Genomic DNA, 26,324 nt, shown 5'->3' with positions numbered 1-26,324 from the left:
ATCAATTAAATAGCTCCATCGGGCCTGATAAATCCATATCCACTAAACGCTCTAAGTACTCTGATTCGCGATCCAACAACGTCGTGTTGTTTAACTTGTGTAGCCGTTTAACCAACACTTTACCCGTTCGAGGAAAAAAATAGAGTTTACTGGGATAAGGCTGCAAAAGATCTTGGCTAGCCACTTGAATGCTTTCCTGCTGCAAATAGTGCAGCACGAAATGAGCATTCATTTCACATAGCTGCTTAGCGTCAGACGTTTTTATCCAGTTTGATGCACCAAACACCTTTGCAACCAAATCACGTCGTTGACTGCCCATTTTAATCAATTGATTGGTTAGCATCTCCATCGCATGGCCTGCGTAATGTATGGCACCGATTGAAGACACGGCAGAATCTAAAAATCGATCCGGCACAATAAAATGACACATGCCACCCAGCTCTTTGAGACGATCACGAATGCACACACAAACACAGGACCCTACAACGGAGACAATCATCATATCCTTACCGGTGACAAAAAACTCCCCTGGCAAAACCTTAACAGCCTGCTGTTCAAAGTAAGGATCGTAGTAAACATCTGGATTGATGCCAGACCTAGCATTCTCATCTTGCACGGTCATCGCCTTATCGTACTATTCGACGCTAATCGGACAGGGTAGTAGATCGTTTTACCCTTAGACTTAAATAAATTCGCTGCATGTTGAAAACTTTCTGAATGTCCGGCATACAACAGCCCCGACTCACTCAGCAAAGGACGAAATTTCTCTAGAATGCTGTACTGGGTCGGCTTATCAAAGTAAATCATGACATTACGACAAAAGATAGCATCAAAAGGGCCCCGCAAGCTCCAATGGGATGCCAACAAGTTCAGAGGTTGAAAGCTCACCAGTGCTTGAACCTCAGGCCGAACTTTTACTGAGCCTTGACGATCACCTTTGCCCTTCAAGAAAAAAGTTTTCAAACGCTGTCCATCCATTTTTTCAACACGCTCAACCCCATAAATGCCCTGTTGCGCGTGAGCCAATACATGAGTATCCACATCGGTTGCTAAAATTTTAACGGGCGGAGTCCAACTGCCAAAGGCTTCAATCGCGGTCATGGCAATCGAGTAGGCTTCCTCTCCCGTCGAGCACGCACTGGACCAAATGCTAAAATGACGCGCCCCTCCTAACGATTCGCTCTGTCGCATCTGATCGGCTAAGAAATCAAAATGATGCGACTCTCGAAAAAAAGACGTGAGATTGGTTGTCAGCGCATTAATGAAGTCCTGCATTTCATCCGGTGCTTGCGCCAAATAGTCTAGGTACTCAGAGAACGTCTTAAGGCCTAAAATTCTTAAACGACGCGCAATCCGACTGTAGACAAGATCTCTCTTTTTGTCAGATAAGGCGATGCCAACGCGCGAGCGAATGAGTAGACGAATCCGCTCAAAATCCTCAGGATTGAACACAAACTCTCGATCAATCAACTTCAACCTCTCTGTGACTGTGAACTCCGTCAGGCCATGCTCGATCAGCTGACGGACTCAGCCCTCATTAAAACTCTTCCCACTCATCCTCCGCCTGACGTTTAATCGGCGGTTTAATCGGCGGCTTTACTCGCTTAGGCATCGCGGTGTGTGGCACTCGTAATGCTGACTGTGCACCCTGTCGACTCGTCGGAGCCGGTTTCGTCAATACAGGCTGCCCTTCATTGAGTTTGAACGTGGAAACAGACAGAGCAAGAGCGGATGCTTGCTCTTCTAAGGACTCGGCTGATGCGGCGGCCTGCTCGACCAATGCCGCATTCTGCTGCGTGACATCGTCCATTTGAGTAACCGCTTGATTCACTTGCTCGATACCTTGGCTTTGCTCTTCTGAAGCCGCTGAGATTTCGCCCATCAAGTCCGTTACACGTTTAACCGACACCACAATTTCTTCAATCGTTTTACCGGTTTCGTTGACTAGATCACTGCCCTCATGAACGATATCCACTGAACGATTAATCAGATCTTTAATTTCTTTTGCCGCCGCGGCCGAACGCTGAGCAAGCGAGCGCACCTCACCCGCAACAACGGCAAACCCTCGGCCTTGCTCACCGGCTCTCGCGGCTTCCACTGCAGCATTCAAAGCCAGTATATTCGTTTGAAACGCAATACCGTCAATCAACGTGGTGATATCGGCAATTTTATTGGAGCTTTCGCTGATAGCCTCCATGGTTTTCACCACTCGACGGGCTTTTTCACCACCGTTTTCAGCAACTTGCGATGCACTTTGTGCCAATTGATTGGCTTGACGCGCGTTATCAGCATTCTGGCGAACCGTTGAAGTCAGTTCTTCTAAACTTGATGCGGTTTCCTCCAAGCTGGAGGCTTGTTCTTCCGTACGTTGCGATAAATCCGTATTACCTGCTGATATTTCTTGAGCGGCTGTGTTAATGGCCTCAACCGACTGTTTAATCTCAATCACTAGATTGGTCAGTTGCTCAACGGTTGCATTGGTGCTCGATTGCAAATCACCAAAGCTCCCTTGATAGTCCCCCGTCACGCGCTCAGTTAGCTCACCCTGCGACAGATGCCCTAAAACTCTCATGACCTCTCGCAAACCTCGGTCAGTGACCGACATCAGTTGGTTAACACCATCGCCCAAGCGGCTAAAGAATCCAGTTAAATCGGCTGTATCGATTCGCGTCGTGAAGTCGCCTTCAACCGCTTTTTCAACTAAGCGCGAAATTTTGTCTTCCACCGCCACTTCAAGGGTTCTGTCTTTCCACTCAACCACTGAACCCAAGCGCTCTCCCTCCTCATTCACAATTGGATTTGCGGTTAAGTCAAATGTTCGGCCCCCAATGCGAACGGTGGCATCGTGTTTGGATTGCAGCGCTGTCAAAAGATGGCGTTGGTGTGCTGGATTTTTATGGAAAAGGTCAATGCTATTGCCCAATAAATGATTGGAATCAAAGTTTGGTAGATCGATACGAATCTGCTGTTCAGCGGTTTTGAACATGTCCAGAACCGCTGGATTCATATAGATAATATTAAAATCGGCGTCTGCAACCATCACATTGGCCGACACACTGTCGAGGGCGTTTTTAATACGCAGGTTGCTATTGCTCACACGACGAGTTTCTTGAATGTCCGCATTTAATTTACGCTGCATCACGGCCAAGGCTTGCAAGGCCGCTCCCACTTCGTCCTTACGCGTTTCTTCGATCACTTGATTTAAATCGCCCTCGCCAATCGCACGAAAATGGGCAACCAAGGCACGCAATGGTTTTACGATACTGGCCAAGATAAAAATAGCAAGGAGCAAAATGACCACCAGTGCCGCAGCGCTGCTGATCGCCAATGACTGTAACTCATGCTCAGCGGTCTCAACGGCATCTTCTGCATCTGCAGCGGCACGTGTCGTGTTATTCGTGACCAACAGCTCAAAACTTTGCCCCATTGCGTCCGACTTAGGCACCATGCTTGTTACCGCTCGGCGGTACTCGGCCATCAAGCGTTGAAAACGAAACTCATCGGTTGTTTCAATCATGGTGGCGATCAAGGCATCTAGATCAACGTACGCATCTCGCCAATCTTGGTATTCCGCCGCCAATTGATCATAGATGGCTTGTCCTCTTGCTGTCACACGGGGAATACCAGCAAGACGCTCCCAGTGCTGGTCAATCACAGACCAAGAGTTCTGGCGTTGATGTGCAATGCTCTGTAACAAAGACTTATCACGCCATCCATCCGTTTGCGTGAGTACTTCAATGGTTTGTGCGCGTATGGTCATACGCTCGGCATTCATGGTCATCAAGGACACCATGGAGGGAATACGGTTGTCTCGCATCAATTGCGCATATTTAGACCAACCCGTAAATCCCTGATAGGCTTCGAAACTGGCAAAGCCTAAGGCAATCAACATGACGAAGGTCATCAAGCCTATTTTTAGGCTCGTTTTCAGGTTGTTAAACGCTTTCATGTATCGCTCTCCCTCTCGCCTGATTAAACGGCCTCAGAACTCAATTGATCGACAAGTCCCATGTCCTGACTCGACATTAGCTTTTCAATATCAACAACGATCGCCATCCGCTCGGCAACCGATGCCAAACCCAGTAAATATTGCGTATCAAAGGTGGCACCAAAATCCGGTGCAGGTCGAATATCGTCTGCACTTAACGCCACGACGTCTGACACCGCATCAACCACCATCCCCACGACGCGTTGACCAAGGTTTAAAATAATCATGACGGTAAACTCGTCATAAGTGGCATTGCAAGGTGAAACTTCAGGCGCATATCAACAACGGGGACAATCACGCCACGCATATTAATCACACCTTTTATGTAGTCGGGTGTATTGGCAATCCGGGTGACGGCATTGTAACCACGAATTTCCTGCACGGTTAGGATATCGATGGCGTACTCTTCTTCTCCAAGCGTGAAGGTTAAAAACTCGCGTTTGGCTTGATTATGCTGTGAGCTAGCGGCATCTGTCATGAATAGGCCTCAATTAACTATGTGCTTGAAAGGTGCTGTGCATACGTGCTAAGCGGTCGATATCCAGAATCAAGGCCACGCGCCCATCGCCCATGATGGTTGCGCCTGACAACCCATCGACCTTACGAAAATGGGTTTCTAAACTTTTAATGACCACTTGTTGCTGTGCAATCAACTCATCGACAAAAAGGGCAACCTTGTCTTGCGTCGTTTCGACAACCACTAAGATGCCCTCTTCTGGACGCATATACTGCGGTTGAATACCCAATAATTTATGCAACTCGACCAATGGAAGATACTCTCCACGCATCTGCACCACGCGCCCCTGCCCAGCAACCGATTTCATTTGCGATGAATCTGGCTGAAACGACTCGAGGATGCGAGTGAGTGGCAAGACAAAGACCTCATCAGCCACACGCAAAATCATACCATCCAATATAGCGAGGGTGAGCGGTAAACGCAGTCCGATGGTGGTTCCGACGCCTTGAGCGGATTCAATTTCAACCTGGCCTTTCATTTCCGAAATATTACGTTGAACGACGTCCATACCGACACCACGCCCCGATACATCCGTCACTTCTTTTGCCGTCGAAAAGCCCGGTGCGAAAATTAACTGCCAGACCTCTTTATCCGTCGGATTATCAGACAACGGCAGTCCTTTCTCTCGTGCTTTAGCGATGAGTTTTTCGCGGTCTAAACCTGCACCATCATCGGTAATTTGCACCAGTATACTGCCCCCTTGATGACTTGCACTCAGCGTAATGGTGCCCTCTTCAGGCTTACCTGCGGCTCTTCGTACCTCGGGAATTTCGATGCCATGATCGATGCTATTACGCAATAGGTGAGTCAAGGGGTCCGCTAATTTTTCAATGAGGCCTTTATCCAACTCGGTCTCTTCACCGACGAGCTTTAATCGCACTTTCTTGCTCATTTTTTGTGTCAGATCCCGCACAACGCGAGGGAAACGCCCAAACACAAAGTTTATTGGCAGCATACGGATCGACATCACGGCTTCTTGCAGATCTCGTGAATTACGCTCTAAATTGACCAATCCCTTATGAATCGTCTCAAAGTGCACAGGATCAAGCTCGCTTACCGATTGAGCCAACATCGAGCGCGTAATCACCAATTCACCCACTAGGTTAATGAGCTGATCCACCTTTTCCACACCCACTCGAATGGAGGTCTCGGCGTGTGCCTTGCTCGCATCGGCTTGTTTCGATTTACGAGGCGCAGACACGGGTACAGGGGCCACGGCAGCAGGCGATTCCTTAATCGAGGCGGCTTGTTTGGGCAGCTCAGACTCAGGCACAAAAAAACCAAAGCCTTGCTCTGTCTCTTGTTGTGCCTGTTTAACTGCAGGCAACTCTGTCTCGTCGACAAAAAAGCCAAAGCCAGAATCCTCTGAAGCCTGCGACGCTGGCAACTCGCTTTCATCGACAAAAAAACCAAAATCAGCATCCGATGCTGAGGATGGCTCAGGAAGGTCCATAAAGAAACCAAACCCTTCATCTTCGACGACGGCAGGCTCCTCAGTAATGGTGACTTCATAATCCTGGCAAATAAAGGCAAAGGTATCGAGCAGATCCTGTAACACAACCGAGCCCGTTAAAGTCCACTCATAGCGCCCTGCTCCCTGATCCGCAGTTAAGATCAAAGTGCCTAAACGGGATAAATCAGCCACCAGTGCCTCAAAGGAGGCCGGTCCCGAAAAAATATCCGAGTCAGGATGAAGACGAATTCGATACGTAGTAACCGGTGATTGGGTCGGTGTATGCGTAGCGGAATCCTCCAGTATCGAAGCCTCTTCCCCTAAACTGAGCAAAAGCGTCTTCATATCTGTTACACGCTGCTCGTCTAGGTCCCCCCCGTCTTGATGCGCTTCCAACATCAGCTTTAAAAGATCACCGCAGGCTAAAAAGGCACTGACCATCTCATGCGTAATCGGCAACGTTTCCTTACGGAGCTTATCCAGTAGGCTCTCTAAGGCGTGCGTCAGATCCGCAATATTTGAAAAGCCAAACGTGCCGCTCCCCCCCTTAATGGAGTGTGCAGCACGAAAAATTGCATTCAAATCATCAAGATTGGGGTGCTCGATATCGATGGCTAAGAGCAACTGCTCCATCGCGTCGAGATGCTCATAGGCTTCATCAATGAACACTTGATGAAACTGACTCAGGTCGATGCTCATCCTAGACTCCCTAATGCTGCAGGAGAGACATCACCCTGCAAGGAAAACAAATCGTTAGCCGATCACGCGTTTAACAACATCTATCAATTTTTGTGGATCGAAGGGCTTCACCAACCAGCCCGTCGCACCCGCCGCTTTGCCCTGCATTTTCATCGTGTCCCCCGCTTCCGTGGTCAAAACTAATATGGGCACTGATCGATACGCTGGCAAAGTCCGCAGTTGACGAATCAACGTTAACCCATCCATATTGGGCATATTCTGGTCAGTCAAAATTAAATCATAATGTCCCGTTTTTGCTTTATCTAACCCTTGTACTCCATCCGATGCTTCAGTGACTGAATACCCAGCCGCCTTCAGCGTAAAACTTACCATTTGACGAATGGAGGCTGAGTCATCAACCGTCAGTATTGACTTACCCATATACAACCTCAAACTTTTATTGACTATTGAAAGACGATGGATGCGCTTTCGCAACACGTTATATCATGCAAAGGACACAATCACGTTGAGGCGCATCAAGAAATTATCCAAAGACGAAACCTGGCCTTACTCGGCTGGAAACACCTTCTCAAAAAAGCTCTATATCACCACTGGAGTAGGTAGGCTCTTTGACGGCCCCTCGTTCAAGCAGCTCTTTATAAGAACACACTCGATTTTTCCCATGATTTTTTGCGTAGTACAAGGCTTTATCCGCACGATCAAGCAACGTATGCACCACATCCATTGAATTCACTTCAACGACACCAATACTCACCGTGACATGGCTCACTTGGGGGAAGGCGTACTCATCGATGGCCGCCCGAAAGCGCTCAAAGGCCACCATTGCCGTATCCGTTGAATCCGTTTCGGTAATCACCACAAACTCTTCACCACCAAAACGGAAAATCAAATCGCTCTCACGAAAGGTATGACGCATAATTTGCGACATGAGTAACAACACCTCATCGCCATAAATATGGCCCAGTGTGTCATTGATCTGCTTGAAGTTGTCAATATCAATCAGACCGAGGGAATACACAGGTTCACCCTCTACGCTAGCACGGCGGTCATCATCTCCAAAGGATGGAAAACGCTCACTCGACATGCCGATCACTCGCTGGATGCTGTCATCGAAGGTTTTTCGGTTCAGCAACCCCGTGAGTTGATCGCGCTGTGAATCTTCTATTAATTGACAAAAGTTGCGATAGATCTGCAATAACGCATGAATAACACGCGAATCATTCTGAGAATTGATACGCCGCGACTCAACCACCAATGCCACGCTTAAGAGTTGCAGATCCAATACTGGATAAATGGAAATATGATTGCCATTGGCTTTTTTAGAATGATAGGTGGTTTTTAAGCGTCGAGAAATATGAAGAGCACTGAGCACTTCGGGTTCATCAATCAACTTTTTACGCAGCGTTTGGCTATCATAATTTCCATTATGGCCATACCGCAGGGTAAACCGAACCTCACCATCCGAATCGTACTTGAGCATCATCACTTGCTCAGGACGGAAAAGCTCGTGTACTGTTTTCAGCATGCTGAATTCAAGCAACTCAAGATCACGAATGGATGTCAGCGATGCCAACCGATCTAGCAGGTGAGGTGTTAAAGACAAAACGAAACCTTTAAGCGTATAGTTAACGTAGATTAGATAATATACAGAGAATCGGCTTTATTCCAATGTTAGATTTATCTTTTAGGTATAAAAAACCCCGCCGCTGTCATAATGACGCTGGGCAGGGCTTTTTAAAAGAGTCAGCAGTCGATTAATCTAACGACTTACGCACCGATGATGCCTTCGTCCTCACGGGTAATCACCAGAGTCGCAGAGCGTGGATACAGCGCCCCATCATGCGGCCAATGACTGACCAAGGAACCCTTGGCAAAGTCTTCTGGAGAGGTTGTCGCACCGGGATGCTGAACATTGACGAACATGGTTTTTTGGTCAGGCGTCGTTACAACGCCCGTGATTTCTTGTCCAACAGGGCCGACCAAGAAACGACGGATAATCTTATTAACCGGGTCGGCGGCCAACATGGCATTGTTGCCAAACTGCTCCCATTTTCCAGTATTCACGACACTTTCGCTCATGTCGGTTTGAATCCATAAACGCGAATCTGCATCGAACCACAAGCCATCTGGGCTGTTAAAGATATTGCCACCGTCCAAGCTGGCGCCAGCCAGATCCGAATCGGACTCAGGTCCAGCCAACACAAACAGATCCCAGTTAAATGACTTGGCATTCACCTGACCATCGGCTTCCGTCCAACGAACGATCTGCCCCCAGTCATTTTCCGCACGTGGGTTCGCTGCATCCGTTTCCGTACGGCGGCTGTTATTGGTCAGTGTAAAATAAACATCCTTGGTCTTAGGATCCACGGCACCCCATTCTGGGCGGTCCATTTTAGTCGCACCGACGGTATCCGCCGCGAAACGTGTGTTGACCAGAACATCGGCTTGGCTGTTAAAGCCATTGGCCGGTGTTAAAGGCCCCATACCAAACACTAAAGGCAACCAATCGCCAGAGCCGTCTTCATTGAAACGCGCAACGTACAGGGTACCGTTGTCCAACAAATGACCGCCTGCTGTCTCCTTTTTGTAAGGCTGAGCACTGACGTATTTGTATATGTACTCAAAACGCGCATCGTCTCCGGAGTAGCAAACAATTGGCTCACCTTCAACGGCAGGCTGGAACACAACGCCTCATGTGCAAAGCGTCCAAGCTGCGTGCGTTTAACGGGCGCAACGTCTGGGTTAAACGGATCAATCTCGACCATCCAACCAAAAGCATTGGCTTCATTACGATAGTCTTCTGTCGCAGATGCCCCCTTCGGCGTCACATCATAACGTACGAATTCATCCGCGCCCGTGTCCGCCAATTCCCAAGCATAGCGACCTGAGCCTTCTTTCGTGACACCATAACGTGTTTGCTCACGCGGCTGCTCACCATGGTTAATGAAATACCCTGCCCAGTTTTCCTCTGCAGCCAAATAGGTATTCCATGGTGTGACACCGTGCGCACAGTTATTTAAAGTGCCGCGTGTCTTTGTGCCGTCTGGGCTGAATTTTGTTTTTACAAAATCCGTGCCACGCACAGGACCACTGATCTCCATTTCGGTTAAGCCATGAATACGGCGGTTGCGTGGATCGGCTTCAACAGCCCAGTCACCATTGGCTTGCTTTTTAACACGCACCACACTCACGCCATGGCCATGTATTTCTTTCAGAACTTCATCAGCATCACGTTGACCGTCGGCTTTGAGAGGTACGGCATTGCGAGATAACTCTTTTCCTTGGGCCGATGCATGCATAAAGCGTGGCTCAACGTACTCATGGTTCATCACCAAGAGTCCGTCTTCAGAGCTGCCTTGATACGGATCTTTGCCTTCAATCGGGAAGAAGTGCATCCCGTCGTGATGGCTGCCCACTTGATGCGCTTGATCTTCACCAGAATTGGTTAAAGGATCGAACGCTGGCTGATGACCTGAAATGGGCTGTCCCCAAGGCAACATAACCTGGTGCTTGTATCCTTTTGGTAGGGTAACCGTATCTGCAGCGCTGACATCAATGGCTTCAAAACCAATTAAAGGCGAGTGTTTATTGCTGCCTGCTGCCGCCAAAGGTGAATACGCCGTCGTTGCAAAAAAGCCCATCAACGCCGTGCCCAAGCTACCTTTCATCATTGTACGGCGTGACATGCGCTTCTCGATAATGCTTTGAAAGGAAGCATTATCGGAGTGGTTGCTTAGTGGCTCATCACCCTCGTGATTATCGATGCTCAAGATCGTGCTTTGTGTATTCTTCATCGCGCTTCTCCGCTGGATTCATTGACAGTGGCAAAAGACTAATAAACAAGTGTTTCAGTTTGGGTGCATTTTTGTGACAAAAACGTTAAGTCCAAGATCAACTCCAGTTTAAAATCGGCCATTGCTGCGCTTGTGCTACGTGCAATAGCCTTTCATTCGGATTGACGGCCACGGGAAACTGAACCTTCTCTAATAAGGGAATATCATTGTGAGAATCTGAGTAAAAACGACTGATGACTTGCGAACCCGAGGTATTTAAACGCTCTAAGTAGGCATGATAATGATGGACTTTTCCTTCCTGATAACTCATAGGTAACAAGGGCTTACCCGTTAGTTTTCCGTCATGGTGTTCGACATCAATACCGATCACTCCATCAAAGCCCAACGCATTTGCAACAGGCTCAACCAAAAATACCTCACTGGCGGAAATCATTAACAAATGCTCACCTTGCTGTCGTAGCTGGTGAAGCAAATGCACCGCATCCGCGTAAAGCAACGGGAGAATACGCTCAGAGACAAAACGCTCAGCTTCGGCGTATACCTGCTTGGATTCACGACCTATTAAGGGTGACAAATTCAACGCCAAATAGGCGCCCATATCCAGATTGCCCTTTGCATAAGTCTCCATCATTTGCTGATGTTGATGTTTGAAGTCAGGGCTTGTGATCCAACCCAACTCATGCAAATACTCTGCCCAAAGCGCAGAGGAGTCGCCTTTAATTAACGTGTGGTCCAAATCAAATACGGCTATTTTTTCGATCATTATTGCTTCTCAAGATTAAGGTAATGCGACTAAAACCAAGCCCAGCATCATGATGGTTAAGGCTATCCACTTAATAGGGGACAAGACTTCCTTCAACCAGATTACGGCCAACAGTGCACCTATCGGAATCGATGCTTGGCGGAGCGCCACAACGTAACTCACGTCTTGCGTATGCCCCATCGCAATCAGCACCAAACCATACGTGGCCAATACCATAGAACCTGCCATGATGCAGACACGCATATTGTTCTGCCATTGTTGGCGCAAGGCTTTGCGCTCAGTTGCAAACATAAAACAGCTCGGCAGCATCCATAAAAAAGCGGACCATGCCTGCAACACCATAAACACCATGCCTGCTGAAAAGGGCATCATCCCTTCTTGCCGCATCAGATCAATGGCATGTTTATCAACCCAGGAATACCCGACCGTGCCCAATACGGCTAACAACATAAAACCCAGCGCAGGCGTCATATAAAAACGCCAATGAAAGTCGCTGAGTCTTCGTAAGGGCAACAAGACACAGGCCGCGAAAATGAGAAACATCCCCAGCCAATCCTGAGTCGATAAATAGAGATACCCCCCCAACCATACCCCTACCCAAGGCACTAGGATCACGGGAAGGCCTCGCACCAAAGGATAGAGTACACTCACGTCTCCCCTCGCGTAGGCCCAGGCTAAACCCGCCATATAAATGCCCTGAAAGGCACCTGACAACAACCAGACTCCCCAAAATTCCAGAGGTAAGGCAAGCCAGTCCCTATAGATCAGCAACCAAGGACTAAAGACAATCGCCCCGGCCAACATCATTAGGGTGAAAAGTGCCAGTGACGGCTGTTGCTTTTTTCCTAAGAGATTCCAGCCTGCATGTAAGCAGGCTGAAACCAGTACCAGTGTCAGTGCAAGACTATTCAAGGACGCTCTTCATTTGCTAAACGTAGGGTGATATCGTCTAGCACCTCAGGTAACTCGGCAATTGAGTCAATGACATAGTGCGCCCCTGAAGATGCCAAGGCTTGATGGGCAACAATCGCTTGCACATCCCGCTCCTCTTCACTCAGCGCCAACCACTGCGCCTCAGAATACCCCGTTTGATTGCCCGACACGGCCACTGCAACGGTCCACATCCCTGCATTTAGACCCTCTTCAATGCCCACAGCCGTATCGTCAACCTTGACACAGGCTTGCACGCAACTGACCTCCAACGCTTGCGCATTGGTTAAGCACATCCAAGGATAGGGGCGTCCAGCCGGAACATCGCTGGCACAGACGACCGAGTCCGGTGTAAAGCCTTGTTCAGCCATCGCAGGTAACAGACCTTGAATCATTTCACGGCTATAGCCCGTATTCACGCCAATCAAAATGCCCATGTCATCGCAGTACTCCATCACCAAATCAATGCCAGAAATCAACTGATGATTATCGGCAATGGCCGCAACCTGATGCACAACAAACGCATGGTAAAGCCGATCAATATCCTCATCCGTAGCCTTAGTGCCTTTCACTGCCAGCCATTCTTGTGCAATACGCGGCATAGCCAATAAGGCTTCTATATGCTCACGCTTTTCTTTTCCCATGGGTGCCCGAGCCTCTGTGATGGAGATGGGCACGCCTTCTTCCGCAAATAAGGCTTGAAAGGCTTGAATCGGTGCCAAAGAACCGAAATCGACGCAGGTTCCCGCTAAGTCCATAATCACAGCCTGTACAGGCCCCGTGTAACGTCTTTTATATCGGTACATCGAACCTCTCCTCTATTCAGATTTCGTTGGTAGATGCTGCGCATCCAGTGTTACACCTAGGGTTTGGCACGCACTGGCAACAGCCAGGAGCACTTGATCCATTTCAGCTTCAAATAACTGACCAATGCAGCCAATGCGAAAACTATCGACTTCGGTCAACTTACCGGGGTAAATCAAAAAGCCCTGCGCCTTAATGCATTGATAAAAATCGGAGAAGGAAAATGCAGGATCACTTGGCGCAATAAAGGTGGTAATAATCGGTGACAACCACTCATCCTCTAACAGTGTGGCAAACCCCAACGCACGCATACCCGACACCAATCGATCACGATTGCGGGTATAACGCGCCAAGCGTGCGGCCTGCCCGCCCTCTTCTGCATATTCATTAAGCGCCTGATGAAAAGCGGCCACTACATGTGTCGGAGGTGTAAAGCGCCATTGACCGGTTTTCTCCAAGTACTGCCACTGATCGTACAAATCCAAGGACAGTGACGGTGAGCGCGCTTCACAGACGGACAATGCCTGTCTCTCGATCAACGCAAAACCAAATCCAGGCACCCCTTCAAGGCACTTATTGGCCGAAGACACCAAGGCCGTGAAAGGTAATTGAGCTGCATCCACAGGCAAGGCACCAAAAGCGCTCATCGAGTCCACAATCAACTGCCGCCCCTGCTCTGCAACCACCTGAGCGATACTGTCCAAGGGGTTGAGAATGCCTGAACTGGTTTCACAATGAATCAACACCACATGTGTTATGGCGGGGTCATCGATTAATAGTTCCTCAACTTCATGAGGCAGCGGCGGTAAATAATCGCCCTTATCCAGCGTGACGTGGGCATGACCCATACGCTGTAATATCTTCGCGGCACGTTGTCCATAGGCACCGTTCATCAACACTAGGGTTTTACTGGTACGATCAAGCAAGGTGGCAAACACGGCCTCAACCGCAAACGTACCGCTGCCCTGAATCGGAACACACACATGGGATGCCTGTGCATTGGCAATCATCAGCAGGCGTTGGCACACGTCTTTCGTAATTTCGTTAAAATCACTGTCCCACGAGCCCCAGTCGCGCAGCATGGCTTCTTTGACTCGGGTCGACGTCGTGAGTGGACCGGGCGTTAATAAGTAGGGTTCTTGTTTCATCATTTCATCCAATCTACGGATAGAGTCGAAAGTAAAATCAACGCTGACGCCATATCTGCGAGCGCTTCAGTATTAGGTGTGTACACATGGCGTGCAGAATTTTGACGACAACCGACGTCAGCAAAATCAACACGGACATGGCCGCTGCACTGGCAAAGTAACCTGCTTCATCCAAATGCAGCACCGCAACCGATGCTAGACGTGTATCGGGTCCATAGAGGAAAATCACCGCCGACACGGTCGTCATGGCATTCACAAACAAATACACCGAAATATCCAACACCGCTGGTAAGGAGGTGGGTAAGGTGACACGCAGATAGGTGCGCCAAAACGGCACTTTTAATGAAGCTCCGACCGCTTCAAACTCAGGGTCCAGCTGCTTTAAAGCCGTCATTGAGGTTAAATGACACACGGTATAAAAGTGCACCAGCGTATTCAAAACCAGAATCGCCAAGGTGCCATAGAGTATATTTAAAGGGTTGCTCGGATGGTTAAAGAAGAAAATATACGCCAAGCCGAGCACCATTCCCGGGACGGCCATCGGCAAGATTGCGAATAAATGCACCCACTGGCGCAACAGGCCAAACTCCTTCGTTTTTTCAACCATCCACGCCACGGTAAAAATAACCAACGTACCGATCACCGCAACACTGGATGCCATTTTTAACGAATTGAACCAAGACTCCCAACCACTGCCGCCTAAGCCATCAAACTGATAATGACGCAAGGTATAGCTCAAGTTGTAAGGCCAGAACTGAATAAGGGATGCATAAACAGCCGTGCCAATCATTAACAAAATGACAGCCGCAACGGAGAAGCACAAGAGCGCAAAAACCCAATCACGAACAGGAGATGGACTGGCTGATACGGTACCGCACGTGCCGATAATTGAGCGGTTTGCTTACGTTGCACCCAGCGATCTGCGATAAAGGTTAAGACCGCAGGCAACAACAAAATCATACTCACCACGGCGCCCATCTGGAAGTTTTGTTGACCGACCACCTGCTTGTAAATGTCAGTTGCCAATAGGTTGTATTGCCCACCAATGATTTTCGGCACCCCAAAATCCGTGATGGCAAGGGTAAATACCACAAACGCACACGAGATCAACCCATAGCGAATACCCGGCAAGGTCACGGTCAGAAACGTTCGCCACGCTGGTGTTTTTAAGGAGCGTGCCGCTTCATACAAACGTGCATCGCTGTTGGACAAGGCCGTCACCAAGATCATTAAGGCATGCGGAAAAATCCAGAAACACATACCTATGACAATCCCTATCGGACCGTAAATAGATTCACCGCCCAACAAACCTTTTAAATAGCCTTGATTACCAAAGATATATACCAAGCTAATCGCCGGTAACAACGAGGGCGCTAAAATCGGCAAGAGGGTTAACACTTTAAACACCCGCTTACCGGGCATGCAGGTGCGTGTGATGCCATAGGCACACACAAAGGCTAAGCTCACTACTAAACACATGGTCATGATCGCGATGAAAAACGAGTTCGCGATTGAATTAACCAATGAAGGGGTTGAGAAGTAATGCCGATAATTGGCCAAGCCAATAAAGTCACCCGCCGAGTTCTGCACACTTTTCAACAACAGGGTATACAAAGGAAAGACTAAACCAATCAGCATGAGTGCCAAGGCTAAGAGCATCAAGCCGAGTTTAATCCAGGCCTCTTGATTAAAGCCAAAAAGACCCGTCATACGGGCAGTCGTTAGCGTTGACATGCTAGTTACCATCCTGCCTAAACACACGACAACTCGCTGCCGGCAAGGCCAAATGTACGTCTTTGCCCAGCTGAATCTGATGCTGCACCGCATCTGCATGCTGAATATCCACGCGCAACTGAATATCAGCACTCGTCACATCACAGGTTAAACGTAAAAAAGCACCTAAATATTCAATATGGATAACGCGTGCCTCAAGTTGCGAATCGGCCTGTCCTGACGATGTCAACACCACCTCTTCGGGTCGGATCGCCAGATGTACGGGGCGTTTGTTTTCAAAAGCATGAGGCTGTGTGGTGTAGCGCTGCGCGCCGAGCATCACGGCCGTTGGAGAACACACCTCTGCGCTCAAGAAGTTCATATTGCCAACAAATTGAGCAACAAATGCACTCTTTGGATGACGATAGACCTCTTCTGGCGTTCCAATCTGCTCAATCACACCGTGGTTCATTACCACAATACGATCCGCCATGGTTAAGGCCTCTTCTTGATCATGCGTCACCATCACCGTGGTCACACCCAAGGTCTTTTGCAAGGCTTTAATCTGTTGACGCAAATGCACACGCACCTGTGCATCCAATGCCGACAACGGCTCGTCTAACAACAGCAACCCTGGCTTCGTCGCCAAAGCCCTTGCCAAGGCCACACGCTGCTGTTGGCCGCCCGACAATTGCGCAGGATACTTTTTCTCAGACCCTTCCAAACCAATTAAACACATCAGCTCGTGCACACGTGCTTGCAGCGCCTGACGTGAGTGCCCTTGATTGCGCAAACCATAGGCAATGTTGTCTGCAATCGTTAAATTGGGAAACAAGGCATACGACTGAAACACGATGCCGAAATCACGCTGTTGTGGTGGCAAATGTGAAATTTCTTTACCCATTTGCACAATACGTCCGCTCGATTGAGGCTCTAACCCAGCAATCGCACGTAGTAAGGTGGTTTTTCCACAGCCGGACGGCCCTAAAAAGCAAACAAACTCACCTTCATAAATGGTGAGATCGATGGTGTTTAAGGCCACAAACGCACCAAAGGACTTGCTCAGCCCTTCAATTTCTAAACAAATTGACTCAGATACATCCGAATCCGGCATAAACGCCGTCTGTCCGACCAACGCCGCCAACGACGGTTGTTGCATTGTTCTCATAACATCACCCATTGAATCCCCAAGACCGCATGATTAACACCTCGGCCTATCCTCGACAAAAAACAGCCCCACAAGGGCGGCTGCTTTTCACCTAACCATCGTGCTAGGGGCAAGCAGCCGTCTCTTGCGGGGGCTGTTATCCCCGCGAAGACGGGGATCTACTGACTTGGTTCGACTTATTTAGAGTCTGACTTAGCATCGTAACGACGCTGCCATTCTTGAAGGATGCGATCACGATTCACGGCCGAGAAGGCAAAGTCGTTATCAATCATGCGCTCAACGATGTCTGCCGGATAATTCTCAATAGGCTTTGCCACTCCAGGCATCGCCACCACCGCATAACCTTCGTTGTAAAGCTCGTTGGCATCCCGGCTGACAGCCCAATCCATCAAGGTTTTGGCCGCATCCATGTTCTTCGTGCCTTTCACAATGGCCGCGGCTTCCATATCCCAGCCTAAGCCCTCAGATGGGAAAACCACTTCAACGGGGGCACCTTGCGATTTCAAACGTGCGGCACGGAATGCGAAGGAAACACCGACAATTGCCTCACCGGATCCCGCCAAATTACACGGCGCTGAACCCGAATGGGTGTAGCGGCTGATGTTTTCATGCAGACCGTCCATGAATTGCCATGCTTTTTCTTCACCCCACAGCTGAATCCAGCTCGACACGTCCAAATACCCCGTACCAGAAGAACTTGGGTTTGGCATCACCACATGGCCTTTGTATTCAGGCTTGGTCAGATCCTCCCAGCTCGTTGGCATTGGCACGCCATGCTTTTCGCCTTCAATCGTGTTGTAGCAAATCGCCGCCACCCATGCGTCCATCCCTACCCAAGCAGGTGGTGTGTTCACATCGACAAACTTAGGATCCAGTAGCTCAACGCCTTTGGGTGCATAGGGCTCTAACAACCCTTCTTCATCTAATAACAGCAAACTGGTCGCCGCCAATCCCCAAATCACATCGGCTCTTGGGTTATCCTTTTCAGCCAATAAACGCGCGGTCATAACCCCCGTAGAATCACGAACCCAACGAATAGAGATGTCTGGATGTGCTTGATTGAAACGCTGCGCGTACTTTTGTAAGTCATCTGATTCAACCGCCGTGTACACGGTCAATTCTGTTGCCGAAGCCACCGTAGAGACACACAAAGCTGTCGCTAAAGCGAGCGTGGTTTTCTTAAAGGTAGTAAATGACATGAGTGAAGCCCTCTTGTATTGGTATAGACCAGATATTAAAAGCGACTTATGACAACTGCATGACATTTTGATGAACTGTTAATTACGTTTTCTCATGAGCGAAAATGTCATTTAACTGACATCCAGATGCAACAAATAGACCCTATGATCGCAGCCCAGACAGGACGTCTTACTTCACAACATACTAGTTTGATTCGATTTTTGTGTACTCACTTTATTTTTAAACAGGCGTCATAGGGGAATTTAATGAAAAAGTCACTTCTGTGTATGGCAATTGCCAGCAGTCTTATCGTGCCAGCCGTGGCCATGGCCGATGCGACTCTTTACGGATCATTTAGAATGGCGATGGTCAAAGAAGACAACAAATCCATGTCTTTGGACGATGACAGCACGCGAATTGGTGTACGTGGAACGGTCGACCTAGGCCTTGAAGACACCAAAGGGGTCTTCCGCTGGGAACAAGCGTTGGATGTTAATAAAGGCGCTCTAGATTCTGGCCGTTATGCATGGTTAGGTGCTACAGGTTCATGGGGTACCGTGACCGGTGGTAAGCAAGACGCTCCAATCCAAGCCTTAGTCACCTCGTATGCGGATGACTTCAACTCAGGTGCTCAGGGCGGTCACTCACAGGTGGCACGTCAGTTTAACCGTCGTCAAGGCAATACCCTTGTGTACGCGTCTCCAAAAATGAACGGCTTACAAGCCTCTGCTTCGGCTGTGTTTGCAGGTGATGACCTGTCATCAGGCAATAAAGACCGCATGGTTGATGGTTACAGCTTGGGCCTTGCCTATGATGCCAACAACCTCTACTTCGCGGGTGCCTTTGGCAACGCTAAGTCTGGTAAAAATGCCGTTGGAAACTACGGTATCGATCAGAACACTTGGGGCTTAGCCGCTGGCTTTAAAGTCTCAGGCCTTACCTTGAAAGCCAAATACGTTCACCTTGATGATAAAACTGGCGGCAGCTCGTTTGTTAGAACTCAGGGTGAAGCGAATGAGTATGTTATCGGTGCTAGCTATGTAATTGATAATACCACTCTAATGGCTGAGTTTGGTCAAACTGAGCGTAAGCCAGATAACGCCGTGGATCTGAAAGGCAGACACTATGCGCTGGGCGTTCAACAACGCATGGGCCGTGGTCGCGTGTATGCTGAATACCATGATTACACCAAGCTTTGTATGCCAGCCGTGGCGACAAGTTTGTGGTCGGCTACCGCGTAGATTTTTAATGCTCAGTAATTCACAAAAAAGGCTCATTTGAGCCTTTTTTTATGTCAGACAGCAAACGGATGATACCCATGAATCAGTTTAAAAAAGCCGCTCTAGCGCTATGCATTATGGCCAGCATTGCCACCTCAGCCCAGGCCTTAACCCTGACCGAAGCCGGGCGCTATGCACCCAACACCGTGCCTTTTGCTAAAAGTGCTGCCGAAATTGTCGCCTACAGCCCAACTCAACAACAAGCCTATGTTGTCAATGCACTCTCTGGCCAAGTGGATGTGATTGATCTATCTGAAGTGAGCGCTCCAGTTAAAATAGAATCGCTTGATATTGCAGCCGATGTGATGGCCGCCATCGCTGGCACCCGCATGACCGCTGTCAATAGCGTCGCAGTGCATGGCAACTTAATGGCTGCGGCAATCGAAGCCGACCCTAAGCAAGAAACAGGCTATATCGCCGTTTATCAGTTGGAACTGGATGGATCGGTCAAATTTATCACGGCCTACCCTGCTGGCGCTTTACCCGACATGGTCACCTTTTCACCCAATGGCCACTATATCCTAAGCGCCAACGAAGGCGAGCCTAACGATGAATACACCATCGACCCAGAAGGCTCGATCACTGTTGTCGATATTCGTGAAGGCTTAGATAAAGCCATCGTGCATACAGCCAACTTTTCAGCCTTCAATGACCAAAAAGCCACATTGATCGAGCAAGGCATTCGTATTTTCGGCCCAGGTGCCAGCGTAGCTCAAGATCTTGAACCTGAATACATCACCATCACCTCTGACAGCCGCTACGCTTGGGTCGCCCTGCAAGAAAACAACGCACTCGCCAAAGTGGATATCGAAAAAGCAACGGTCGACGCAATCTATCCACTGGGATACAAAGACCACAGCTTAGTAGAAAATGCTCTTGATGCCAGCGATAAAGACGACAAAATCAATATCCGCCAGTGGCCAGTCTTGGGCATTTATCAACCCGATACCATTACCCTGTATGAGCACCAAGGTGAGTCCTATATTTTAACCGCCAATGAAGGCGATGCGCGCGACTATAAAGGCTTCTCTGAAGAGTTTCGTGTCGCCGATATTGAAAAGAAACTCGGGGGCACTCTCGCCATTGATACCTCTGGCATTCCTGCCTTTGACGGTAAGCTGACAGACCCAGAAAACTTAGGTCGCTTGCGTATTTCAGCCGTGCAAGGCGCTAATTCAGATTGTACTCCAGATGCACAAGGTCTACCGATGGGCTGTACTTTTGACTCTCTCTACAGCTATGGCGCGCGTTCATTTTCGATCTGGAAAGAAGAAAACAACCAACTCGTGCAGGTCTACGACAGTGCAAATGAGTTTGAACGGGTCATTGCTGAACGCTTCCCTGAACATTTCAACAGCAATCACAACGAGCAGCCAAGCTTTGACAGCCGCAGCGACGATAAGGGCGCTGAGCCAGAAGCCTTAGCCGTCGGTCAAGTGGGTGATAAAACCTATGCCTTTATTGGCATGGAGCGGATGGGCGGTATTTTTGTCTACGACATTACCAACCCCTATCAAACCGAGTTTGTGGATTACGTGAATAATCGCAACTTTGATGTCGATATCAACCGTGAAATGAATGGAGACGTACTCGCCAATCCTGAAGCGGGAGACTTAGGACCAGAGGGAATGGCGTTTGTTCATGCCGATCAAAGCCCAACGGGTAAAGCCATGTTGTTGGTCGGTAGTGAAGTCAGTGGCAGTTTGACCGTGTACTTTGTGGAATAAGCTCTGACGCATCAAGACTCAAGACTCGGCATCAATCCATCCTTGGTGAACGATGGTCTTGAGTCTTACTACGTCAGGTTTTTTGCAGAGATGTGTGCTCTAGCATATCTCTACCGTCTACTAGATAGGTTCATTGCCTTTTTGAATCAAACAACGTCTTTGCAAAATAATGTCACGAAAGGTAGCGCTGGTCGTTGACCAATCCACAATATCCATTTTCCAGGGCAAGTCAGACTCCGAGAGCCCTCTTTTCCCTTGTCAAGGTTTGGAATGTAACAACATTTTTACTTAACCTTTACACTGCACCATGCTATTAATAATAGAATTCTAATTTGCAGCAAGGTAGGTTGTTTATGTCCAAACCAACACTGATGATACGTCAACAAATCAACTTGGCCTTTGTTTGCATACTCGTTTTAGCGCTTCTCGTGATTGTCGCCGTGGTAGAGTTGAAGGTAAAACCCGACCTGATTTCACAGCAGCAACAACAAATCTCGGTTAATCAAGCAGGGCTCTCTGATTTACTCAGTGAAAATTTAGCGCAAATCCAGCTTCTTACCAGCACGTTAGCTCTGGCAACCTCAAAACTTCCCAAAGACGAGGCTTTATTTAAAAAACTCTTTCCTGAAATCATCGACAACCATGGAGACTCTGCCATTGCAGGCGGTGGCATTTGGCCTGAACCCAACACCTTTACACCCGGTGTCCAACGTCGAAGTTTTTTTTGGGGTCGCTCAAATAGCGGAATCGAATACCTAGACGACTACAACGATCCAACGGGTTCAGGCTACCATAATGAGAGCTGGTACCAAGTCGGCCGAAACGCTCCTTTAGATCGTTGCAGCTGGTCTGAAGCCTACATCGACCCCTTTACGCAGATTCCAATGGTAACCTGTACAGTCCCAATCCATGAGAATGGACGTTTTACAGGCGTAGCCACAGTCGACATGATGCTAGATGGTATTACGGCTGTGCTAGAGCAGCATGGGCGTGAGAATGGCGGGTACGTATTCGCAATTGACTCCACAGGGCAAATGATTAGCTTTCCAAAATCCGCTGCAAACATTGTTAAATCTGATGATAGCTTAATCACAGCAACAGAGCTGGGTCGAGAAATACCTTGGCTAGCTAATGTGATTACACAAGCTCTTAATTTGCGAGAGTCTGAAGTGATTGAGTTGCCAAATGATGCCATTCTCAACGAAGCGGCGTATGTCGACCTGATTAGGCACCCCCAGACGGCTGGATCATTGGTTTGGTGGTACCTAAAAGTCAAATGACTGCAACGGCTCAAAGCATGGGCCTCTTTTTAATGCTGGCGATTGGAGCACTTCTTGTGACAGTGGGTATTTTAGCCGCCTTTTTCTTTCGCAATCTGCTGCATAAAATTCAGCAGACAACAGAGCAGATTAAAGGGTTAATCAAGGGGAATAGCGCTCAAGCACTTGACACTGGTACGATGAACGAAATTGGTGAATTACGCCAAGCAGTCAATGCATATGGCAATAAATTAAAAGCCTTGTTGGATGAGATCCACAACGAATCAAAAAGCCTTGTGCACGATGCCGAGCAACTGAAAAGCTTTAGTAACGAGTTTCTCAATAAAGCCAACAGCCTGAGTGATGAAAACCATATGCTGGCTGCAGCCACAGAAGAACTGGGAGCCACTTCCCAAGATGTGGCTAGTTTTGCGAATGAAACCAAGGGTACGGTTGAGCGCATTCATCAGGACGTTTTAAGCAGCGGACAAGAAATGTCCCGCGTGGCAACAACCATGCAAACGCTTGCTGACACCATTACACGAGCCCAACAGAATATTCTTAAGCTCGATGAAGATAGCCGTCAAGCCAATGGAATGCTCAGCGCCATTCGAGCGATTGCAGAACAGACCAACTTACTTGCACTCAATGCCGCCATAGAGGCCGCGCGTGCGGGTGACTCGGGACGAGGATTTGCCGTCGTTGCTGATGAAGTACGAAGCTTAGCGGCAAAAAGTGAAAGCTCAGCCGTCGAAATAGAAGCGATTTTAAGCCGCTTACAGAAAGGATCACAAGACTCCGTGGCCGCCATGGAACAAGGCCAGAGCGAAACAGGTCATGCTGTTGAATCTACGCAAACAACTGCAATGCATCTGCAGAAGGTTGTCGATGCTTTTTCACAAATCACAGACCAAGCCACTCAAATATCAATTGCCGCCGGAGAACAGCAAAAAGTATCACATGAACTCAGCCAGTTTGTTTCTCGCTTACAAGCACTGACAGACAGTAACGCGTCGGACTCCAGTCATCTGAGTACAATGAGTGAGAAAATTGATGGCATTGCTAAGCGGTTGAATGCGATGAAGTGAGGGAAATGAGGTGAGCTTGGTCTATTTATGATTGACCAAGCTCATTTCAGATCAACCTTACTAATCGGTTCATTGCCTTTTTGAATCAAACAACGTCTTTGCAAAATAATGTCACGAAAGGTAGCGCTGGTCGTTGACCAATCCACAATATCAACCTTCCAAGGCAAGTCAGACTCCGTAAAAGCGTCTACTAAATCCGAATAAACACCAATCTCTAGTGGCTGATTCGACATGACGACAAGATCAAGATCTGAATAAGGTTTGTGTGGACCTTTAACACGTGAGCCAAACGCCCAGACATCATATTGCGCAATATATTTCTTTAAAATGTCTCGAACGATTGCATGCTCCCTAGGGGATATACTGATATTAGAATCATTGGTTTCGTTCATTTATCCTTTCCAGTAAATCTTGCGCATCTAAAACAAATGCATAGGAGGCTTGGTAAACGGTTTGAGCTTTCTGATGATCGTATGTATGTGAAGTAATGTTGCGTAAAGTCCGATACGAAAACCAAGCTTCAACATTTCTAACTAAACCCTTCTCTCCCGCAGTACGCATCATATCTCTGAAGCTATACGAATCGACTTCATCGAGACTCGCTGCGTCTTTTTCCAATTGACGGCGCAGCATCTTCACGCTGATTTCATAGACAAACTCAAAATTCTGAATAACACCAGCAATCAGGGTATGTTGCACGGCTGAGGATTGCTGTTTAAACCAAACATCATCACTGACGACGCTATCGCCTCTTTTAGTGAATAAATTACATTATTCAAAGCACGTAAATCGAGCCGTTCCGTCATGGCTTTCCTTATTCTTTAGCATTGCTGCCCAACCTATCTTTGCTCTTGCAGGGTGTCAACCGGTTTCAGGTCGCAAGGCTTTGTCAATGCAATTGCACAAGACCCTGCAGAAACAATCATATCAGAGTCGCACGCGCGCTTTTTGCTTTAACGGGAGGGGATGCTGCGTGGATTAAACATTTCATGCGCTCACAGAACACGCTCACGGGAGGGATTCCGGCGGAACAAGTCCAAACCATACAAGGCTTATTCGAGTTCTGACCTGCTTGGATGCATTACGAGGTAAAGTATAAAATGATCTGGTCTGAGTGTGAGGGCGAGGGTCAAATTAAGCCTATTGAAGGTGTTCTATTTCGGCTTGTCGAGAATCAAGAGCAAGCCGCTACGCTCAGTTTGGTTGATACCCTTGAGGAGCAATCATTACTAGAGGATCTACTGGAAACATCAAAGCCGAGTTATCCTAACGGTGCTTTTGATCACTTACACTACCTTTTGAAAACACCTTTTCGTTATCCGCCTTTAAAATGGGGGTCTCGGTTTGGGCGCACACATGAGCCCAGTCTTTTTTACGGCGGTCTATCGATTGAAAGCACGCTTAGCGAATCTGCCTATTATCGCTTTGTTTTTTTACGATCCATGCTAGGCAACCCACCGTCTGAAAAACTCAGAACCGAACACTGTTTGTTTAGTGTCGCCTATCAAACCGTCAAGGGAATTCAGTTACAGGTCGACCCATTTAATCAGTTCAAACAGGTTCTCTGTCATCCTACTGATTACGCGTCTACACAAGCACTTGGATCCGACATGCGCCTAGCAGGGGTCGAGGCATTTGAATATCGATCGGCAAGATTGAATCAGGATGAGCTCTGCTGCGCTCTATTCACACCAAAGGCCTTCGTCGATCACCAACCAAAGACCCAAGAACATTGGTTTTGCGAGATCACTCAAGCGCAGGTGACGTTTAAAGCCATACGCTCACAACGCATATTTCAATTTCAGCTCACCGATTTTTTGATTTATGGTAGGTTTCCTTTACCGGCGTGATCACTTCGTCAAAATCGACTGTTTATACTCCGCCACTGTCGCTTGAAGCCCCTGCTCCAGCGTAAAAGGAGGCGTCCAATCCAGAAACACACGCGTATTGGTGGTATCCACCTGCAAATCCCCAACTAAACGATCTACCACACTTTGCTTACCCGTCAGAGCACCCGCTAGCTTAAACAAACCAACAGGCACAGGCATCAAACGAGCTGGGCGCCCCAACGCTGTGCGAATATGCTTAACCAGTTCGGGTAACGAGACATCCTCACCATCGGACACCAAAAACGTTTGATTCGCAGCCGCAGGATGCTGGGTGCAGCGGATGATACAATCAACTAGATTGCCCACGTACACAAGGCTGCGCACGTTTTTAATCCGCGCAAACGGCAGTGGCAACCCCGTATCGGACACCTTTAACAAGCTCAAAAAATTGGCTTTAACGCCCGGTCCATAGACCAGGGGTGGACGAATAATCACAACCTCCATCCCTGTATCGACAGCCAGTTGACGCAGTCCGTCCTCCGCTTCTTGCTTAGAGAGTCCATACGGGTCTTGCGGTGCTGGCGGGTGAGTCGCCGAAAATGGATCGCGTCCTGTGGTTGACTCACCATTCACCTTGATCGAGCTGATATAAATAAAGCGCTTAACGCCTGCGGCTGCAGCGTCTTGGGCCAGTTTTAAAGTGCCTTCTACATTGACCTTACGGTATTCAGCCAAAGGATCGGCCACTTCATCACGCATAATATGCGCCCGAGCAGCTGCGTGCACCACTATATCGATCCCCTGAATCGCGGCAGAATAGTCCGTGGTACCATCCATATTGCCTACTGCAATCGAGCCTTCAGGGGTCGATGCGCTTACACGACGAACCCCAGGCACAACCTGTACTCCAGTAACGTTTTTGAATGCAGCTAACAAGGCCGTGCCCACAAAACCCGTTGACCCTGTGACGAATATCCGCGCCATC

Annotated in this window: 26 protein-coding genes and 1 pseudogene; 6 read left to right on the top strand and 21 right to left on the bottom strand. The window is 48.4% G+C overall.

Annotated elements, in window-relative coordinates:
• Position 1 precedes the first annotated feature (1 nt).
• From D791_RS14975 to D791_RS14905, 18 genes and pseudogenes are all read right to left on the bottom strand, one after another.
• Complete coding sequence (locus D791_RS14975) at positions 2–616, bottom strand: hypothetical protein (RefSeq protein ID WP_051514589.1); 615 nt, start codon at positions 614–616, stop codon at positions 2–4.
• A gap of 2 nt (positions 617–618) precedes the next feature.
• Positions 619–1,470 carry a CheR family methyltransferase gene (locus D791_RS14970; RefSeq protein WP_051514594.1) on the bottom strand — a complete coding sequence of 284 codons (852 nt, stop codon included), beginning with the start codon at positions 1,468–1,470 and terminating at the stop codon, positions 619–621.
• 67 nt (positions 1,471–1,537) lie between these two features.
• The gene (locus D791_RS21550; RefSeq protein WP_202806886.1) at positions 1,538–3,949 is read right to left on the bottom strand and encodes a methyl-accepting chemotaxis protein; all 2,412 of its coding nucleotides are present in this window, start codon (positions 3,947–3,949) and stop codon (positions 1,538–1,540) included.
• A gap of 23 nt (positions 3,950–3,972) precedes the next feature.
• Positions 3,973–4,215: a chemotaxis protein CheW gene (locus D791_RS22070; RefSeq protein WP_420329349.1), complete on the bottom strand. Its 243-nt coding sequence runs from the start codon at positions 4,213–4,215 to the stop codon at positions 3,973–3,975.
• Positions 4,212–4,466, bottom strand: a complete 255-nt coding sequence (locus tag D791_RS22065) for a chemotaxis protein CheW (RefSeq protein WP_420329348.1) — start codon at positions 4,464–4,466, stop codon at positions 4,212–4,214. Before D791_RS22065 ends, D791_RS22070 begins: the two co-directional genes overlap by 4 nt.
• Before the next feature lie 13 nt (positions 4,467–4,479).
• Positions 4,480–6,657 carry a chemotaxis protein CheW gene (locus tag D791_RS14955; RefSeq protein ID WP_036513304.1) on the bottom strand — a complete coding sequence of 726 codons (2,178 nt, stop codon included), beginning with the start codon at positions 6,655–6,657 and terminating at the stop codon, positions 4,480–4,482.
• 54 nt (positions 6,658–6,711) lie between these two features.
• The gene (locus tag D791_RS14950; RefSeq protein WP_036513301.1) at positions 6,712–7,077 is read right to left on the bottom strand and encodes a response regulator; all 366 of its coding nucleotides are present in this window, start codon (positions 7,075–7,077) and stop codon (positions 6,712–6,714) included.
• 148 nt (positions 7,078–7,225) lie between these two features.
• Positions 7,226–8,260, bottom strand: a complete 1,035-nt coding sequence (locus D791_RS14945; protein ID WP_036513299.1) for a GGDEF domain-containing protein — start codon at positions 8,258–8,260, stop codon at positions 7,226–7,228.
• A gap of 164 nt (positions 8,261–8,424) precedes the next feature.
• Positions 8,425–9,342: a PhoX family protein gene (locus D791_RS21545; protein WP_272944856.1), complete on the bottom strand. Its 918-nt coding sequence runs from the start codon at positions 9,340–9,342 to the stop codon at positions 8,425–8,427.
• Between the two features lie 53 nt (positions 9,343–9,395).
• A pseudogene (locus D791_RS21540) lies at positions 9,396–10,298 on the bottom strand (PhoX family protein); the annotation flags it as partial.
• A 250-nt stretch (positions 10,299–10,548) separates the two neighbouring features.
• The gene (locus D791_RS14935) at positions 10,549–11,214 is read right to left on the bottom strand and encodes an HAD family hydrolase (RefSeq protein ID WP_036513298.1); all 666 of its coding nucleotides are present in this window, start codon (positions 11,212–11,214) and stop codon (positions 10,549–10,551) included.
• Positions 11,215–11,229: 15 nt separating this feature from the next.
• Entirely contained in the window at positions 11,230–12,126 is an 897-nt protein-coding gene (locus D791_RS14930) for an EamA family transporter (protein ID WP_036513296.1), read from the bottom strand.
• The gene (gene phnX / locus D791_RS14925) at positions 12,123–12,950 is read right to left on the bottom strand and encodes a phosphonoacetaldehyde hydrolase (RefSeq protein WP_036513294.1); all 828 of its coding nucleotides are present in this window, start codon (positions 12,948–12,950) and stop codon (positions 12,123–12,125) included. Before phnX ends, D791_RS14930 begins: the two co-directional genes overlap by 4 nt.
• 12 nt (positions 12,951–12,962) lie before the next feature.
• Entirely contained in the window at positions 12,963–14,096 is a 1,134-nt protein-coding gene (locus D791_RS14920) for a 2-aminoethylphosphonate--pyruvate transaminase (RefSeq protein ID WP_337588672.1), read from the bottom strand.
• A gap of 37 nt (positions 14,097–14,133) precedes the next feature.
• Positions 14,134–14,886 carry an ABC transporter permease subunit gene (locus D791_RS21895; RefSeq protein ID WP_337588675.1) on the bottom strand — a complete coding sequence of 251 codons (753 nt, stop codon included), beginning with the start codon at positions 14,884–14,886 and terminating at the stop codon, positions 14,134–14,136.
• Positions 14,886–15,830 carry an ABC transporter permease subunit gene (locus D791_RS21890; protein ID WP_337588671.1) on the bottom strand — a complete coding sequence of 315 codons (945 nt, stop codon included), beginning with the start codon at positions 15,828–15,830 and terminating at the stop codon, positions 14,886–14,888. Before D791_RS21890 ends, D791_RS21895 begins: the two co-directional genes overlap by 1 nt.
• A gap of 1 nt (position 15,831) precedes the next feature.
• Complete coding sequence (locus tag D791_RS14910; RefSeq protein WP_475096842.1) at positions 15,832–16,977, bottom strand: putative 2-aminoethylphosphonate ABC transporter ATP-binding protein; 1,146 nt, start codon at positions 16,975–16,977, stop codon at positions 15,832–15,834.
• A gap of 176 nt (positions 16,978–17,153) precedes the next feature.
• Positions 17,154–18,176, bottom strand: a complete 1,023-nt coding sequence (locus tag D791_RS14905; RefSeq protein WP_036513289.1) for a putative 2-aminoethylphosphonate ABC transporter substrate-binding protein — start codon at positions 18,174–18,176, stop codon at positions 17,154–17,156.
• Between the two features lie 246 nt (positions 18,177–18,422).
• Here D791_RS14905 and D791_RS14900 point away from each other — a divergent pair, with 246 nt between their 5' ends.
• From D791_RS14900 to D791_RS21130, 4 genes are all read left to right on the top strand, one after another.
• Positions 18,423–19,397, top strand: a complete 975-nt coding sequence (locus tag D791_RS14900; RefSeq protein WP_036513286.1) for a porin — start codon at positions 18,423–18,425, stop codon at positions 19,395–19,397.
• Positions 19,398–19,474: 77 nt separating this feature from the next.
• The gene (locus D791_RS14895) at positions 19,475–21,163 is read left to right on the top strand and encodes a choice-of-anchor I family protein (RefSeq protein ID WP_051514588.1); all 1,689 of its coding nucleotides are present in this window, start codon (positions 19,475–19,477) and stop codon (positions 21,161–21,163) included.
• Between the two features lie 353 nt (positions 21,164–21,516).
• Entirely contained in the window at positions 21,517–22,443 is a 927-nt protein-coding gene (locus D791_RS21135) for a cache domain-containing protein (RefSeq protein WP_237748669.1), read from the top strand.
• Positions 22,422–23,510 carry a methyl-accepting chemotaxis protein gene (locus D791_RS21130; RefSeq protein ID WP_237748673.1) on the top strand — a complete coding sequence of 363 codons (1,089 nt, stop codon included), beginning with the start codon at positions 22,422–22,424 and terminating at the stop codon, positions 23,508–23,510. The genes D791_RS21135 and D791_RS21130 overlap by 22 nt, the downstream gene beginning before the upstream one ends.
• A gap of 41 nt (positions 23,511–23,551) precedes the next feature.
• Here the strand turns inward: D791_RS21130 and D791_RS14885 are convergent, their stop codons facing one another.
• Together D791_RS14885 and D791_RS14880 are read right to left on the bottom strand one after the other, a co-directional pair.
• Positions 23,552–23,902: a nucleotidyltransferase family protein gene (locus tag D791_RS14885; protein ID WP_051514587.1), complete on the bottom strand. Its 351-nt coding sequence runs from the start codon at positions 23,900–23,902 to the stop codon at positions 23,552–23,554.
• A complete protein-coding gene (locus D791_RS14880) occupies positions 23,886–24,209 on the bottom strand; it encodes an HI0074 family nucleotidyltransferase substrate-binding subunit (protein ID WP_202806885.1) in 324 nt (107 codons plus the stop codon). Before D791_RS14880 ends, D791_RS14885 begins: the two co-directional genes overlap by 17 nt.
• 290 nt (positions 24,210–24,499) lie before the next feature.
• Here D791_RS14880 and D791_RS21885 point away from each other — a divergent pair, with 290 nt between their 5' ends.
• Positions 24,500–24,577 (top strand): hypothetical protein, encoded by a 78-nt coding sequence (locus D791_RS21885; RefSeq protein WP_337588674.1) that lies wholly within the window; start codon positions 24,500–24,502, stop codon positions 24,575–24,577.
• A gap of 33 nt (positions 24,578–24,610) precedes the next feature.
• Entirely contained in the window at positions 24,611–25,360 is a 750-nt protein-coding gene (locus D791_RS14875) for an RES family NAD+ phosphorylase (protein ID WP_081763894.1), read from the top strand.
• On the opposite strand, the gene D791_RS14870 is transcribed toward D791_RS14875, so the two are convergent.
• Positions 25,361–26,323 carry a UDP-glucose 4-epimerase family protein gene (locus D791_RS14870; protein WP_036513279.1) on the bottom strand — a complete coding sequence of 321 codons (963 nt, stop codon included), beginning with the start codon at positions 26,321–26,323 and terminating at the stop codon, positions 25,361–25,363.
• Position 26,324: the final 1 nt, after the last annotated feature.

Origin of the sequence: Nitrincola nitratireducens, from assembly GCF_000585235.1 — a bacterium.
In the GTDB taxonomy this organism is placed as follows: domain Bacteria; phylum Pseudomonadota; class Gammaproteobacteria; order Pseudomonadales; family Balneatricaceae; genus Nitrincola; species Nitrincola alkalisediminis.
Note: the sequence above shows the minus strand (reverse complement) of the source record. Positions and strands in the feature narration are given on the sequence as shown.

Excerpts from the sequence above, each read along its gene's own strand:
- D791_RS14920 (WP_337588672.1), bottom strand. The coding sequence starts at position 14,096 with ATGAAACAAGAACCCTACTTATTAACGCCCGGTCCACTCACGACGTCG.
- phnX (WP_036513294.1), bottom strand. The coding sequence starts at position 12,950 with ATGTACCGATATAAAAGACGTTACACGGGGCCTGTACAGGCTGTGATT.
- D791_RS21895 (WP_337588675.1), bottom strand. The coding sequence starts at position 14,886 with ATGATTGGCACGGCTGTTTATGCATCCCTTATTCAGTTCTGGCCTTAC.
- D791_RS22065 (WP_420329348.1), bottom strand. The coding sequence starts at position 4,466 with ATGACAGATGCCGCTAGCTCACAGCATAATCAAGCCAAACGCGAGTTT.
- D791_RS14950 (WP_036513301.1), bottom strand. The coding sequence starts at position 7,077 with ATGGGTAAGTCAATACTGACGGTTGATGACTCAGCCTCCATTCGTCAA.
- D791_RS22070 (WP_420329349.1), bottom strand. The coding sequence starts at position 4,215 with ATGATTATTTTAAACCTTGGTCAACGCGTCGTGGGGATGGTGGTTGAT.
- D791_RS14910 (WP_475096842.1), bottom strand. The coding sequence starts at position 16,977 with ATGAGAACAATGCAACAACCGTCGTTGGCGGCGTTGGTCGGACAGACG.
- D791_RS14900 (WP_036513286.1), top strand. The coding sequence starts at position 18,423 with ATGAAAAAGTCACTTCTGTGTATGGCAATTGCCAGCAGTCTTATCGTG.
- D791_RS14905 (WP_036513289.1), bottom strand. The coding sequence starts at position 18,176 with ATGTCATTTACTACCTTTAAGAAAACCACGCTCGCTTTAGCGACAGCT.
- D791_RS14870 (WP_036513279.1), bottom strand. The coding sequence starts at position 26,323 with ATGGCGCGGATATTCGTCACAGGGTCAACGGGTTTTGTGGGCACGGCC.
- D791_RS14895 (WP_051514588.1), top strand. The coding sequence starts at position 19,475 with ATGAATCAGTTTAAAAAAGCCGCTCTAGCGCTATGCATTATGGCCAGC.
- D791_RS21890 (WP_337588671.1), bottom strand. The coding sequence starts at position 15,830 with ATGTCAACGCTAACGACTGCCCGTATGACGGGTCTTTTTGGCTTTAAT.
- D791_RS21135 (WP_237748669.1), top strand. The coding sequence starts at position 21,517 with ATGTCCAAACCAACACTGATGATACGTCAACAAATCAACTTGGCCTTT.
- D791_RS14875 (WP_081763894.1), top strand. The coding sequence starts at position 24,611 with ATGATCTGGTCTGAGTGTGAGGGCGAGGGTCAAATTAAGCCTATTGAA.
- D791_RS14935 (WP_036513298.1), bottom strand. The coding sequence starts at position 11,214 with ATGATCGAAAAAATAGCCGTATTTGATTTGGACCACACGTTAATTAAA.
- D791_RS21550 (WP_202806886.1), bottom strand. The coding sequence starts at position 3,949 with ATGAAAGCGTTTAACAACCTGAAAACGAGCCTAAAAATAGGCTTGATG.
- D791_RS21885 (WP_337588674.1), top strand. The coding sequence starts at position 24,500 with ATGCGCTCACAGAACACGCTCACGGGAGGGATTCCGGCGGAACAAGTC.
- D791_RS14955 (WP_036513304.1), bottom strand. The coding sequence starts at position 6,657 with ATGAGCATCGACCTGAGTCAGTTTCATCAAGTGTTCATTGATGAAGCC.
- D791_RS14885 (WP_051514587.1), bottom strand. The coding sequence starts at position 23,902 with ATGAACGAAACCAATGATTCTAATATCAGTATATCCCCTAGGGAGCAT.